A 15819-nucleotide genomic window follows, 5' to 3' on the forward strand; every position below is an offset into this window, starting at 1 on the left:
TATGATCAAGATGATTTCCAATATAAGAAAAACGGTTTTATTACTTGCCACCGGCTGCCTGGTCAGCACCGTTTCCGCTCAGCAGGGAACAGGGGGCAGAGAACGTAGCCAGTATAACAACAACCAGCAGCAACAGCGTGAATATCGTGAAGAACAACGTGATACGACAAAGACTAAAACGTCTTATCTCACTGTCTCCGGCGGCGTTGGCTCCTCTTCCTTACGCTATGATCTGAACTATAAGATCGAGGGCTTTCAGGAAAAAGGCAACCGCGACAATAAACTCGGTTATGAAGTAGATATCCGTTACAGTTACTTTTTCAATCCGCACTGGGGGATTGCTACCGGTGTAGGTATCTCCCGTTATGCCACCGTAGGCAGGCTAAGAGGCGATATGTCGGACGACAAATATATGAAGCTGGGCAACATGATCGATGACGACGACTTCTCCGGTCACCCGCGTGAGTTCGAACTGCATGCCCGACTGAAGAGCCTGGAAGAAAAGCAAACAGCTTTTCTTCTGGATATACCTTTGATGGCAATGTACCAAACACGTTTTGATGAAGAAGAAAACTGGGGAATGTATGCCGGGTTGGGTGTTAAATTACAAATCCCTGTCCAGACAAAATACAAAGTACAGAGCAACACAGCCAGTGAACTGAATGTATCGGGATATTACCCACATATCCCGTCCGACGTGGGTTCTCCCTCCGAATCGCCCGTGCCTCATCATGGGTTCGGCACGATCAATGATCCGGGCAGCCAACTCGACTGGAGCGGCAAGAACAAACTGAAGTTAGGTGTAGCAGGAACGGCTGAGTTAGGTTTCCTGATATCATTGAACGAAGACAGAGATATGGACTTGCTGCTGGGTGGCTATATCGACTATGGTTTTACCAACATGAAGAAGAAGAAAGACCAGGGTTTACTCTCCTCTCCTGCTTCTTATCATCCCGAAGGAAATAAGATCGTCGGGCAAGGTATCCCGTACAACGGCATGCTGAACTCAAATGTGACCGACAAAGTAAAAGTGATGTCGTTCGGTGTGAAATTAGGGTTACGATTCAAACTGAATTAAAAGGCAGAAAACAGGACATTTGAGCCGCTGTGAAAATAGATGCGCATCTATTTTCGACGAGATGCGCATCCATTTGAAAAAGCTGTTACTTCCCAGTACGACTACCAGTTCAAATTCTTTCTTTGCTTTTATAAGAGCATTGACAACCTGCATGGTTGTAGCCGGTCTATTCTATAGCCCATTCAAAAAGGCCGGCAGAGTTTTTTTCCGGTTGTACCACTTCCAATTTAACTGCTGAAGTTTTTACCGGTTTAAAACGAACGGTATTGGGCTCTCCTTTAGCTACTCCGTATCGAGTGGAGTTTTCCACAGGTTGCCAGTTACCGGAAGCATCCCTATAATAAATTTTCCAGCTTTGTGGGATACGGCATCCGCCCCAGGGAGCATCGTCATACCAATAAATAGTACTGGCAGAGACTTCCTGTGGTTGTTCAAACTCGTATGCAATCCATTCGGTAGTACCTTCCTGTGGCCACCAATGATAATAAGGGGCGGTACGATCGTTTTCATCCTTAGGGGTCAGGCCGTCATGGATAGCGGAAATCGATTTCACCATATGAGACGCTGTGATCTTTGCTTTTGAAGCGATCGTCGGAGGCATTACCGGGCGGGTTGCACTTACATCCTGTGGCAACCAAACGGACATTTCACCGGTACCGCGATGTGCCCAGGCATAATAAGGGATCATGGTCAGGGTGACATCTTTTGTAACCAGACGGCCTGTTTCGTCGTAACCCAGCGTTTGAGCCTGCGTTTTCAGTTCGTCAATACCATACAGAAGTTCCGGTTTACGTTCTACGGTGAATTCCGGTTTACGATTCATAAAAACACTCAATACACTGAAGTCGTTATCGGGCCATTCGGCACAGTAAACGAGCGGGCCGCGTTCGACAGATATTTTACCCCGGTCGGCTTCTACTTTCGAGTTGGCTTTTACTGTACGCGGTTCCATATCGAAATGAACTTCTACGACATCCCCTTTTTCCCACAGCCGGTTTATCGCGAAATAACCCTTATCTAAATTACTCTTGCATGTTTCCCCATTCACTTTTACCGAATAATTCAATTGCTTATTATCAGTAAATGAATATAGATTGCTCGGAACGACTTCACCCTGTACCCAGCCCGGTATACGAATCTTTAAGGTGAAGTTTTGTTTTCCTTTCGGAGAAACGGATACACGAATATCACCGTCCCAGGGATATTCGGTAGTCTGGGCCAAGGTCACTTTCTTTCCTTCTACATTCAGCTCAGATGTGTTACTCATAAACAGATTGACATATACATCCTTATTATGTACGGCATAAACATACCCGGGTAAAGAAGGAATAAAACGGCAGATATTAGACGGACAGCAGGCACATCCAAACCAGGGTTGCCGCTGATGCTGACCGATAGATTCCAGCGGATTCGGATAGAAGAAACCGCCGCCATCCAAAGATACACCGGAGATCAAACCGTTATACAGGGAACGTTCCAATACATCGTAATATTTAGACTCACCATGAAGGAGGAAGAGACGATAGTTCCAATACACGTTACCGATTGCCGCACAGGTCTCACAATAGGCCGACATATTAGGCAACTCATAATTTTCACCGAATGCTTCGCCGTGGCTGGTGGCACCGATACCTCCGGTAACATACAATTTCCTGGTTACTACATTATCCCATATTTTGTCAATGGCATGTACATATCCGGTATCACCGGTCAACGCGGCAACATCTGCCATCCCTGAATACATATAAGCAGCACGAACGGCATGACCGACAGCCTCATCCTGTTCTAAAACCGGCTTATGAGCCTGGCTGTAAGCATCGGTACGGGTGGTATATCCACGCTTATCGAGGAAGAACTTAGCCAAGTCGAGGTATTTCTGCTGGCCCGTGACCAGATACAATTTAGCCAGTGCCATTTCTGCTATCTGATGACCGGGAACGCGGACTACCTGTCCGGGCTTATCCCCTATTTCCCGCTCCACACAATCGGCATACTTGATGGCGATGTTAAGGAAGTTCTTTTTTCCGGTGGCCTGATAATGGGCGATAGCACCCTCGATCATGTGCCCCAGATTATAAAACTCATGGCTCAGGTCTTCCACCTTTTCCCAACGTTTACTTCCGGCCCATTCATGCGGATGCTCGGGATTCATGGTACGGGAAGTATATAAATATCCGTCGGGCTCCTGAGCAGCTGCAACTACGGTCAATACACTGTCGATATATTTAGCTAACTTTTTGTCCGGATAAGTTTGCATAGAATAACTGGCACCTTCGATGGTTTTGTATACATCCGTATCGTCAAAAGCAAGGCCTTCCACTTTATAATCGCAACTTGGATGAGCGGCTTTATAAAAGTTATCATAACGACCGGTTTCTTCACATTTGCTGAATGCCAGGGGTATTGTCACTTCACGACTGGCTTTCAGGCGTTGTCCCCAGAAACTGTCGGTTACTTTCACGGAGGTGAACGGTACAGGCGTGATCGGATATCCTCCGTCATGCGTTTGTGCACTTCCCGCCAGACATAAGCCGGCCAGTGTTATTACCAGAATACTTTTCATGTCATTAGTTATTAAGTGTATATTTTTATACTTATTTTATTGTGGTGTAAAATTAACACCATACGATTAACTTTGTATCTGAAATGGTATGTTGTATAACAGACATTTAAACTTTCAATGCAGGCATTGACCTCGCGTCAAGCCTGCATTGTTTTCAAATCAAATACTTAATCTACAAAAAGTGTGTGTATAACAGTCTATGATGTTTTAGTTAACTTTCCATTCGATAACACCACCTGATTCGCCTTTCTGCAGGTTGATTACCAGTTTCAGACCGGAAGTTGTGACGGGTTCAAAGTCAACCGAATTGTAACAATCTTTCTTACAACCGTATTCACCTTTAGCCTTCACGTCTTTCCAGGTGCTTCCTTCCTTATATTGCACTTTCCAGTTGGCCGGGACACGGTAGTTACCATCGTAATGATCGAATTCAAGCCAGTAGACTTCTACATTCTTTACTGTTTCAGGCTGATTGAATACATATTCGATAGCTTCTTCCGAACCTGTCTTCAACCAGAAATAATGATAAGGCTTCGACATATCGTCCGAACTTTTGGGATCCCATTGATCATTGACTCCATAGCACCATTCACGACGTTCGATCGGCAAGCCGTCTTTCTGAATCGGTGCACTGACAATGGTAAATGACTGGGCACGGGAAGCAATACTCGGTTCCGGAGTCGGTTTTGCATAATCGGCGGACGCCGGGATCCACACTGCCATCTCCGCATTACCACGATTATTCCAGGTTGAGTAAGGGATCAAGCTGACCGGAACATCTTTCTCTGCAACCGTTCCGTCTGCATTACGATCCTGTTCTTTGGCAGTACCTTCAAGCTCTACGATACCATTCAGTTTATCTTTTACATATTTATAAGAAAAAGAATTATTATCCGGAATATACTTATTAAACACATGTTTGTCAGGCATATCTACACCTTCAAGACAATAAACGACCGGGCCGCGTTCAATAGCCAACAAACCTTCGTCCGCTTTTACTTTCTCATGTGCCTTGACACGGCGTATATCCATCGGCAAAGTCAGCTCGACAATATCCCCTGCATTCCACTGGCGGTCAATAGCTATATATCCCTCGTAAGTTTTACTTTTAACAGCTTTTCCATTTACAGAAACAGTATATTTATCTGCTTCCTTTGAAGTAAAGGTGTACAGGTCGCTTCCTGTGACAGGTTCGTTTTCCGCCCATCCCGGGATACGCAATTTTAATGCGAAGTCGGCTGGTTTCTGAGGAGTAACGGTCAGTTTCACTTTCCCTTCCCACGGGTATTCGGTAGCCTGATCCAATCCGATCTCATTTTCTCCGAGTTTAACAGAACTATTGCTGGCAATATACAAGTTCACAAAAACACTGTTTTCCTGTGTTGCATACATATACATCGGAACAGAAGCCATAAAACGGGTTACATTTCCCGGACAGCAGGCACAACCGAACCAGGGAGCACGTTCGTGCTGCCCCATAGATTCCAGCGGATTATCATAAAAGAATTTATCTCCGCTTAGAGAGACACCGGAGATCACACCATTATATAAAGCACGTTCCAGTACATCCACATATTTAGCATCACCGGTTGCCAGAAACATGCGTTGGTTCCAGTAGACATTCGCGATAGAGGCGCATGTTTCGCAATAGGCGCTGTGATTATGCAATTCATATTCCGGCCCGAAACCTTCCCCCTGAGCCCTTGAACCGATACCGCCGGTGATATACAATTTCTTCGTTGCCATATTGTTCCAGATACGGCAGATGGCATTGAAGTAGGCAGAGTCTTTTGTCAATGCAGCCACATCAGCCACCCCGGAATAAAGATAACCGGCACGTACGGCATGACCGACAATCTCCTCCTGTTGCAGGATAGGCATGTGATCCTGACTGTATGCATTCAGGCGATGACCATCGGTTCCACGTCCTGTTTCTTCCACGAAATAACGGGCCATATCCAGATATTTCTGATCGCCTGTAACTTTATACATCTTTGCCAGCCCCATTTCTACAATAGGATGTCCCGACGGCACATGTTTCTGTCCTTCTTTCGGGCCAAAGACTTCGCAAACCAGATCGGCATTTTTTATGGCAACGTCCAGTAACGAGCGTTTGCCGGTAGCCCGGTAATGGGCAACTGCCGCTTCGTATAGATGTCCGCAATTATAGAGTTCATGGCTATTCAGTTTCTCCCAGCGTTCTTTTCCCCACCAGCGCGATAATCTTTCGCATTTGTTCGTTACACAGGTAGTCAGATAACCATCCGGTTCCTGGGCGGCATCAATCAGTGTGATGACACTATCCAGATAGGCATCCAACTGAGGATCATATTTAACGGCCAGGGAATAAGAGGCTCCCTCAATGATCTTGTACGGATCGGTATCATCAAACGGGAAATCGCCTTTGTGTTCGCCTTTGATAAGTCCGCCGGCAAGGGCAAAGTTATCGAAACGCCCGTTTAACTCACATTGTTTGAATGCAGACGGGATAGATACAGTCCGGTTTACTTCGATACGGGGAGCCCAGAAATTATCTGTCAGATGTACTTCAGTAAACGGGACCTCTACGATCGGTTCTGTGGATGTATATTTATCCGGAATAGACTGACAGGCAAACAAACCGATAATAGGGATCGATGTAAATAATAATTCTTTCAGCATAACGCAAATATTTTGTTTTAGACTAATCGATAAATTTTGAATACAAAGAAAAATAATAAGAAACTCTTTCGATAGAAATATTGTCCATTAGAATAGCAGATTAGACTATTCTACCATTCTAATAGACTTATCCTACACTATTGTTGTTGTTTTAAGGAACAAAAATAGGAGTCACACTCGCGTTCGGATTCTGTTCCATCTGATCATTATTGATTACTTCCTTCTCCGAGTACCCTGCAACAACATTTTAGCACGCGTTATATCTTCTACTACTTGCTCCTGTACCAGGAAAGATGTAGGATTTGTGGTCAGAAAGTCCTCGATACTTCTCTACTTGTAAACAGGCACAAAAAAAACCGGGTGATGCCAGTATAAAGAAACAGCATCACCCGGTATACTAAAAGAAGATTAATAACCAGGATTTTGATCGAGGTTGGGATTTGTTGTCAGGTCATCCAGATGGATTGGAAAGAGAGTAGCATAATTGCCGACCGGTTTATGATTAAACCAACTCTTCGTCTGGAATGTACCAAAGCGGATCATATCGATACGACGGCGGGCTTCACAGGCAAATTCCCAACTCCATTCGTCATATAGTCCACCAAACTTCACCGGAGTCTGATCGCCCTTATCGACGATATTACCCTCTTCATCCAGAATGCCATATTGGATATGTGTATCGCCTTTCAGCCATTCAACTGTAACCTTTGCTTTTTCAGGATGATTTTGGAAAGCGCGTTCACGGATTTCCGATACCAGATCGACGGCTTCCTGTTCTTTCTGTCCAAGACGTAACAGGCATTCAGCCTTCATCAACAACACTTCTGTATAACGGAAATAAGGGAAGTCATTACTTAAAGCACTCTTTGCTCCATTAGCTATTTCATATTTACCGACACGGTATCCGTCGAATGTATCGCTCTTATATAAGCTAGGTAATTTATTGACGTATTCAAAGACAACCTCATCGGCAGAATTCTTTTGAGGTCCCTGTAACCAGGTGTCATACAAACGCTGGTCGTCCGGATCATAACTGTTGATAAATTGCGGGTTAGCGCCACTGCCATTCCATGGACTGGCTTGCATATTATAAACTTTACGACTGTCTGTACTCAACCATTTCATGTGCATGCCAAAGACCGGACCATTCGGATCTGAAGGCAAATTATATACAGCATCATAAGGAACCGCAAAAATAGTTTCCACACAATTTTCATTATTTGTCTTAAAAATATCCCTATAAACAGGTTCCATAGAAAATAAACCGGATTCTATAATCCTATTACATTCTACCAATGCCTTATCATAAGCCGGTGTTCCGGTATACACTTCAGCATTCAAATACATGCGAGCCAGTAAACAATGTGCCCCCCATTGTGTCAAACGTCCGTAAGTAGTTTTATCGACAGCTGTTGGCAAAAGAGGCAATACTTCATTTATTTCGTCAATAACAAAGTCGAATACTTCCTGACGGGATGATTGTGGGACCAGCTCATCCGAAAACTTCTTGGAAATAGGTACATTTCCATGTGTATCACACAGAATAGAATACCATAATGCACGGATGGCACGTACTTCGGCCACAACATCGTCCATACTTTCCGGACGGAAGAAACCTTCTTCAGCCTTTTTCAATATTTTATTGGCATTGTTGATACCCTTATAGCAATAAGACCAGGTTGTTTGAGGTTGTCCCTGTTGGTTAGTCCAAGTATGCATGTGCATTTTCTTATACACACCACCATCGTCCCAACCATTCGGACGTGTCGGAGTGACAATCGCATCTCCCGATTCCTCTTGTAAATCAAAATAACCATACCAGTCCATAATGAAACGAAGCGGAGAATAGGCGGTAGCCAGCAGTGCTACCTCATCATCGGTTGTCGGAACATAGTCCTCTTCGATAATCTCAGAAAAAGGTTCTTCATCCAGGTTGAAACAACTGTTCAAGGATAACATCAAACCGAAGCAAACGGCATATAAGCCATATTTATATTTTCTCATGATATAATATGCGTTTTGTTAATTAAAATGTTACGTTAACACCGAATGTATAAGTACGGTTAGTCGGATATTTGTCACGCTCATCGACACCGGCATTCAATACACCATAATCACTACTACTTAGTGGAATTTCCGGATCAAGACCTTTATAACCGGTAATCGTAGCCAGATTCAAAACAGAACCGTAGATACGCAGATTCTTAATCACATTTTGTTTACCTAAATTGAAAGTATAACCCAATGTTACATTGTCGATCTTCCAATAACTGCCATTCTCAATATAGTAGCTAACATAACGCTGGTCATCCAATACCGGACTTTTACCATAAACCTTATCGAATGCCGAATTTAAACGGTTATACTGAAGAGAAGGTTTAGCATTTTCATAATACATACGTTGATAGTTCAAAATCTGGAAACCAAAAGCTCCACGCATATTGATACTCAGGTCGAAACCTTTATAATTGAATGTATTGTTCCAGTTCAGATAATGTTTAGGAATACCATTACCTAACTCCTGCCAGCTATTGGAGTCGGCCTGATCGGCTTTCATGTGTACCCACTCACCTGTTTCCGGATCTTTTCCCTCAACAATCCATAGGCCGTCATCTGTTATATCGACTGATTTCAATCCATAAAATGTACCGATAGGGCGACCTACTTTCACGATATGAGAACTCGTCTGAATCGGTTCACTTACATAACCTTCATAGATAAAATCTTTTTCAAACGAAAACTGATCGTTGGAAATAGAAACGACCTTATTTTTATTTGTTGAATAAGAAACATTTGTACTCCATTGGAAATCATCAGTCTGAACCGGAGTTGCACGAACTAATAACTCAAAGCCATTGTTCTTTAATTCAGCTACATTAGCTAAAATAGTAGGATATAAATACGGTGGAGTCGGAACGGCATATTCCCAAATACCATCAGTTGTTACACGGCTATAATAATCTACAGTACCGCCTAACCGCCCATTAAACACATCCCAGTCCAAGCCAAGGTTAAATTCCTTTTTCTTTTCCCAACGCAAATCTGCATTTGTATTACGTACCGTTTCCAGTGCTTTCACCCATGCTCCATCATATAGAAAAGCTCCTTCATAGTTTAAACTACTCAATGAATTATATGGATCACCTACGTTAATACCAGTTACACCATAACCAACACGCAGTTTCAAATCGCTCAGCCAGTGATAATTTTGCATGAACTGCTCTTTGTTAATTCTCCATCCCACAGAAACACCAGGGAAATTACCCCATTTGTGATTGGCTCCAAACTTGGAAGATCCTTCCCGACGAAGAGAGAACATAAACAAATAACGATCGTCGTAATTATAACCGACACGGGCAAAAAGACCGATCAGTTTATCGGTACTTTTATAACTGTTCATAGTTGCTTCACCACGCTGCAAAGCCATACCGGCTTCTATCTTATCGTAAGTATAGGCATCTGTCGGGAAATCATAATTGGAAACCTCCAAATATGAATTCATATTATCTTCATAGTTGTAACCGACCAACGCATTGAAATTATGTTTATTAAAAGATTGTTGCCAATTAGCTGTCAACTCAATCAGGTTGTTGCGGAAATCCGAATCCTTACGGTATGCATCACCGTTTTTACCATTCTTAGTAGAATTGACATGTTGTTTAGTGTGATAAACACCATCAGTGGTGGAGGTTCCACGACGGGCATACATACCTTTTAAGGTAACACTTTCAATCGGCCGATATGTCAAGCTAGCGGAAAGCCGCTGATTTTTACGTTTCATTTCACCGACTGTTTCATTCAGATAACTGACCGGGTTATCATAGAAATACAAATCACGTTCGAACCAGCCGCCATCTTCATTACGAACCGGTTCTGTCGGGTTATGAATCATTGCCTGACGATAAATATAAGTATTCCAGCTACGCGGCATAGTATGTTCACTGATGATAGCCGACATATTTGCTGTCAATTTATTATCCAACATCGATTGTGTTATATCAAAACGACCGGTCAACGACTCAAAATCGGTTTTCTTAAAGGTTCCTTGGCGATCTCGATAATTAAGAGAAGCGGTATAATTCGTTTGTTTGCTGCCGCCACGCAAAGAGAGGTTATGCACATGGCTGATAGCCGTACGTGTAATTTCATCCAGCCAATCAGTATCATAACCAAAATCTTCACTGTTTGCACCAAGAAACTCATAGCCTTCGCTCCATTTCTGACGTAAATCGGAAGCACTCATCACATCCGGACGTTTCGCAATGGTAGAGACAGAAACATAACCAGAATAATCAATTGTCGGCGGCATTTCCTTACGGCTGGCCTTTGTCGTAATAATAATCACACCATTTGTACCACGTGTACCGTAAATAGCTGTTGCAGAACCATCCTTCAATACATCAATCGCTTCAATATCTTCAGGAGCAACCGTATTCAAACTCCCCGGAATACCATCAACCAATACCAAAGGAGTAGTACTTCCTTTCATGGAAGAAATACCACGCAACATAATCTGCGTATTCGCCGTCGGATCTCCGGAAGGGGTAGAAATATTTAAACCTGCCACCTTACCCTGTACTAACTGACCTGCATCCGTAACCGCACCTTTCACAAAACTTTCTGCTTTTACGCTCGAAATTGCGCTGGTAACATCTCCTTTCTTCTGTGTACCATAACCGATAACAACCACCTCATCCACAAGCTGACTATCTTCCAGCAACTTTACTGTGATCGATTTCTGATTACCGACAGCTATTTCCTGACTCTGGAAGCCCACATAAGAGAATTGCAGAATCGATTTGGAACCAGGTACAGTGATCGTGAACTTGCCGTCCATGTCACTCATCGTTCCGTTTGTGGTTCCTTTCTCGACCACGTTTACTCCCGGCAGTTCCATACCTGAAGCATCTTTAATGACTCCGGTAATTGTAATACCTTTTTGCTGTGAAATTTCGGAGATGCTGTTTTCCGAGTTCGCCGTATTAGCAAACAGTCGATAGCTTCCGGCATTCGCACTTAGTAAAAGACAAGCAGATAAGAATAACTTGCCATACCCCTGATTGTGGAATCTTTTTCTCATATCATTATATATTAGTAGGTTGTTAACAATGAGTTGATTATATGTTCTTAACAAATCCGTGGCAACAAAATAAGCGTATATATACCATTTATTATGCAAGAATCGTTTAATACAATAAAAAAATAATACATCCCCATTGAAACTCCACATTCCAAAAAAACGTTGATAAACAATACACAAAATCAAACAATAGACTATTTTGCTATTTTATTAGACAGATTGTATCGCTTTTCATCCACAAAAAAGATTGATATTCAGCAATTGAAATTTATATTAAGAATTAAAAATCATTCAACCAAAACTTTGAAATAGTGTATTTTTTACCTGCACCACCAAGATATTCTATATATTTTCTACCTTTGTGCCTTATACTATATCTTCTAAATATAACATGAAAGCACTATCTATTGTCCGACACATAAAGATTTTTATCTTTCTCCTGTTATCCTGCCAATGGATTTATGCGGAACAATTCAGGTTCATCCATTATGAAGTTGAAAACGGATTGTCATCCAATACAGTCCGCAGTATCACTCAGGATAGCCGTGGATTTATGTGGTTCGGTACGGAAAACGGGCTGAACAGGTTCGACGGCTACCATGTGAAAGTTTTTAAGAATATAGTAGGAGACTCTACTTCCATCGGAAACAACTATATATACTCTTTACTTGAAGACTCCGATAAAACATTCTGGATAGGAACAGATGAAGGTCTCTATATCTACAATCCTGAACTGGAACAATTCAGATACTTCGCCGCCGGGACAGACAAGGGAACAAAGATTAAAAGTAATATAACAGCTATTGCAGAAGCACCTGATGGAAATATCTGGTTTGCCACATTGGGACAAGGCGTTTTCTGCTTCAACAAACAAACGCAACGACTAAAACAATATGTATCCATACCGGATAACAGCAACTCCCTGGTAGCAAACACAATTTTTTATTTATACATCGATAACCAGGGAGGAATATGGGTTGCTCCTCAACAAAATAAAGGAACTATAAATCGTTATGACCCGGAGAACGACCAGTTCATTACTTATCAGATAACGAAGATGAACGGAGAGCCCTGCGACCTGCGGATTTACGCCATTGAAGACGGTGACGAAGATAATCTATGGATAGGAACCTGGAGCCATGGTATCTGCCGACTAAACAAAAAGACGATGAAGATACAATCGTTTCTGGCTCCGGGAACACCGAACGGCATCTCCCATGTTCACTACATCACCGAATATCGACCGGGGGTTTTATTAATCGGCTCAGACGACGGACTTGCGTATTTCGATACAAAGACAGGGAAAGCAGAAGTAATGACTGCCACCGAATTAAAAGACAGTAGCCTCTCCAATAAATTTATCTATCCCATCTACAAAGACCGGGAAGGCGGTGTATGGGTCGGTACCTATTACGGCGGTGTAAACTATGCCGCCCCGATAAAAGGTATGATCAACGGATATACTCATTCGGATTACAGCAATTCTGTCGGCGGAAATATTATCAGTTGCTTTTGCGAAGACCCTTCCGGCAATATCTGGATCGGTTCGGACGACGGCGGACTGAGCTACTTCAATACACAAAACAAAACATTTACGAATTATCTGCCGGATCCTAACCGTAATAGTCTATCCTATCATAATATTCACGCTCTATTCCTGGATAACGAGAATTTATGGATCGGTACCTATTCCGGTAACCTGAACATACTGAATACCCGTACCGGCAAATTCACTCAATATCCCGCCGGTTCTACCGATAATATTCCTACAGAGATGAGTAGTGTCTATTCTATTTATAAGGATAAACAAAACAATATCTGGCTCGGGACTATGCAGAGCATCCTGCGTTATGATCGCAAAAACGATAGTTTCATTAAAGTCAGGGAAACAGGAACGACCACCAGTTGCATACTACAGGATACGGACGGCAACATCTGGTTTGCTACACTAGGCAAGGGGCTTTTGTGCTTCAACCCGGAAACAGAAAAATGGGAACAATATACATTTAACCCGGCTGATAAGAACACCTTATCGACCAATCAGGTAAATAGCCTCTGCCTGGATGACAAACAACAATTATGGGCAGGAACCGACAACGGGATCTGCCGTTTCGATAAGGCTATCGGCAACTTCGTCCGTGTACCGCTCGATATATCGCAAGCAGCTGTCACCGGTGTCGTTTTCAACCGGGGATATCTGTGGATCAGTACGATTAACGGACTTATCTCCTATTGTCCCGAAACCGAAGAACAACGAATTTTCTTTAAAAGCGACGGACTGCAAAGCGACCAATACGGAGTCAATGCCGTTTTACTGGCCTCTTCAGGTCTTTTATATCTGGGAACCACCAACGGTTTCTGCGAGCTCGATACCCGTACCATCTCTCTTAACGCTTATATACCACCGGTAGTCATTACCAATCTGCAGGTATTCAATAAAGATGTAAAGATCGAAGAACAAGGTATCCTGCCCCAATCGACGACCTGTATTAAAGAAATAGAACTCTCCTATAAATATAATGTATTCAGTATCGAATATGTCGGTCTCAGTTATAGCGTGCCGGCTAAAAACCAATATAAATATAAACTGGAAGGCTTCGACAAAGACTGGAACTTTGTTGGTAACCAGCGCAAAGCTACCTACACAAACTTACCGGCCGGTAAATACAAGTTTCACGTAATGGGTTCGAATAACGATGGTGTATGGAATGAAGAAGCTACGACTGTAGATATAATTATTCATCCTCCCTTCTGGCGTTCACATTTGGCTTATTTCATTTATATCATATCGGTCATCGGATTGGTTTGCTATATTATATACGCCATGAAGCAGCGGACAGAAAAACGTCATAAAGCCCGTATGCTTCAGTTGAGTGTCGAAAAAGAAAAGGAACTGCACGATGCCAAGATCAATTTCTTTACCTTGATCGCACACGAAATACGCACACCGGTCTCTTTGATCATCGGGCCACTCGAAAAAATAATGGAAGCCTCGTCGACCCTTCCTCCGACAATCCAGAGCGCATTGAATATAATCGACCGAAACAGCCAGCGGCTCTTGTCGCTGGTCAATCAATTGTTGGATTTCAGGAAAGCGGAACAGGGAGCATTCGTAATCAATTTCTCCGAACAGAGCATGCATGAACTGCTTCAGAACCTGTATGACCGTTTCAAACCGATGATCGAACAGAAAGGCTTCACCTTTTCTTTCGATATGCCCGACAAGGAAATAATAGCTATTGTCGATCCCGAAGCGATAACCAAAGTTATCAGCAACCTGCTGACAAATGCTACCAAGTATGCTGCGGGTAAAATTACAATGACCTGCGAAAGTCATAACAAATCTGTCGTTATCAAAGTATCGGACGACGGCCGGGGAATATCTGAACAGGAACAGAATAATATATTCCTTCCTTTCTACCAGATAGCCCAGAGCCATAAACCGGGTACGGGACTTGGTTTGTCGCTGGCTAAACTACTGGTAGATGCCCATCATGGCATGATCGAAGTAGAAAGCGGAGCTGAACAGGGTACAATATTTACGGTAACAATACCACAGGAACAACCCGATGTCGTTCCGGCAGAATCTAAAAAGGATATAATAACAGACTATACGATTCCCGACGAGGAACCATACAGCAAAGAAGCAAACGGTCGGCAGGCCGCTTCTCCCAGATGCCCTACGCTACTGATAGTAGAAGACAATACCGACATGAGAAGCTTCCTCCATGACAGTTTCAAAGAGACATACAACATATTATCGGCAGAAAACGGACAAGAAGGATTGGAACAACTGAAAAAACAACCGGTCGATCTTATCATCAGCGATGTGATGATGCCGGTTATGGACGGTTTCACTTTCGCCAAAGAAGTAAAGGAAAACCTTTCTTACAGCCATATTCCCCTGGTATTGCTGACTGCGAAAACCGATAATACATCGAAAGTGACCGGTATAAAGTCCGGAGCAGACGCCTACATCGAAAAACCGTTCTCGACACAGGTATTGCGTGCACAGATCGAGAACCTGCTCGAGTCGCGGAAAAAACTGCGGAAAAAGTTCTCGGAAATGCCGTTCGTTCCATTGGATAGCGTGGCCGTCAATAAGGCTGACGAGCAATTCTTGTCGAAGATGAATGAGATCATTGAAAAGAATATATCGAATATCGACTTCTCCATCGATGTATTGGCAGAACAACTATGCATCAGCCGGTCGGGATTGTTTGCCAAGATAAAGACATTGGTCGAAATGACCCCGAACGAACTAATACAACTCGTCCGTTTGAAAAAAGCGGCAGAACTGTTAGCTACACAGAAATATCGTATCAATGAAATATGTTATCAGGTTGGATTCAACAACCCCTCTTATTTCTCCAAATGTTTCCAGAAACAATTCGGAGTTTTGCCGAAAGATTTTATGAACAAAAAAAACTAAAGTAG

Annotated in this window: 6 protein-coding genes; 2 read left to right on the top strand and 4 right to left on the bottom strand. The window is 42.9% G+C overall.

Features of this window, described 5'->3' with window-relative positions; genetic code table 11:
• Position 1: 1 nt before the first annotated feature.
• A complete protein-coding gene (locus QZ076_RS06200) occupies positions 2 to 1078 on the top strand; it encodes an outer membrane beta-barrel protein (RefSeq protein WP_293711292.1) in 1077 nt (358 codons plus the stop codon).
• A 166-nt stretch (positions 1079 to 1244) separates the two neighbouring features.
• On the opposite strand, the gene QZ076_RS06205 is transcribed toward QZ076_RS06200, so the two are convergent.
• From QZ076_RS06205 to QZ076_RS06220, 4 genes are all read right to left on the bottom strand, one after another.
• Positions 1245 to 3641 carry a beta-L-arabinofuranosidase domain-containing protein gene (locus QZ076_RS06205; protein ID WP_293711294.1) on the bottom strand — a complete coding sequence of 799 codons (2397 nt, stop codon included), beginning with the start codon at positions 3639 to 3641 and terminating at the stop codon, positions 1245 to 1247.
• Between the two features lie 207 nt (positions 3642 to 3848).
• Complete coding sequence (locus QZ076_RS06210; RefSeq protein ID WP_293711296.1) at positions 3849 to 6302, bottom strand: glycoside hydrolase family 127 protein; 2454 nt, start codon at positions 6300 to 6302, stop codon at positions 3849 to 3851.
• A 408-nt stretch (positions 6303 to 6710) separates the two neighbouring features.
• Positions 6711 to 8306 carry a RagB/SusD family nutrient uptake outer membrane protein gene (locus tag QZ076_RS06215; protein WP_293711298.1) on the bottom strand — a complete coding sequence of 532 codons (1596 nt, stop codon included), beginning with the start codon at positions 8304 to 8306 and terminating at the stop codon, positions 6711 to 6713.
• A 22-nt stretch (positions 8307 to 8328) separates the two neighbouring features.
• The gene (locus QZ076_RS06220) at positions 8329 to 11382 is read right to left on the bottom strand and encodes a TonB-dependent receptor (protein ID WP_293711300.1); all 3054 of its coding nucleotides are present in this window, start codon (positions 11380 to 11382) and stop codon (positions 8329 to 8331) included.
• Between the two features lie 391 nt (positions 11383 to 11773).
• Between QZ076_RS06220 and QZ076_RS06225 the strand changes: the two genes are divergently transcribed.
• Entirely contained in the window at positions 11774 to 15814 is a 4041-nt protein-coding gene (locus QZ076_RS06225) for a two-component regulator propeller domain-containing protein (RefSeq protein WP_293711302.1), read from the top strand.
• The last annotated feature ends 5 nt before the right edge of the window (positions 15815 to 15819 follow it).

Origin of the sequence: uncultured Parabacteroides sp., from assembly GCF_905196875.1 — a bacterium.
In the GTDB taxonomy this organism is placed as follows: domain Bacteria; phylum Bacteroidota; class Bacteroidia; order Bacteroidales; family Tannerellaceae; genus Parabacteroides.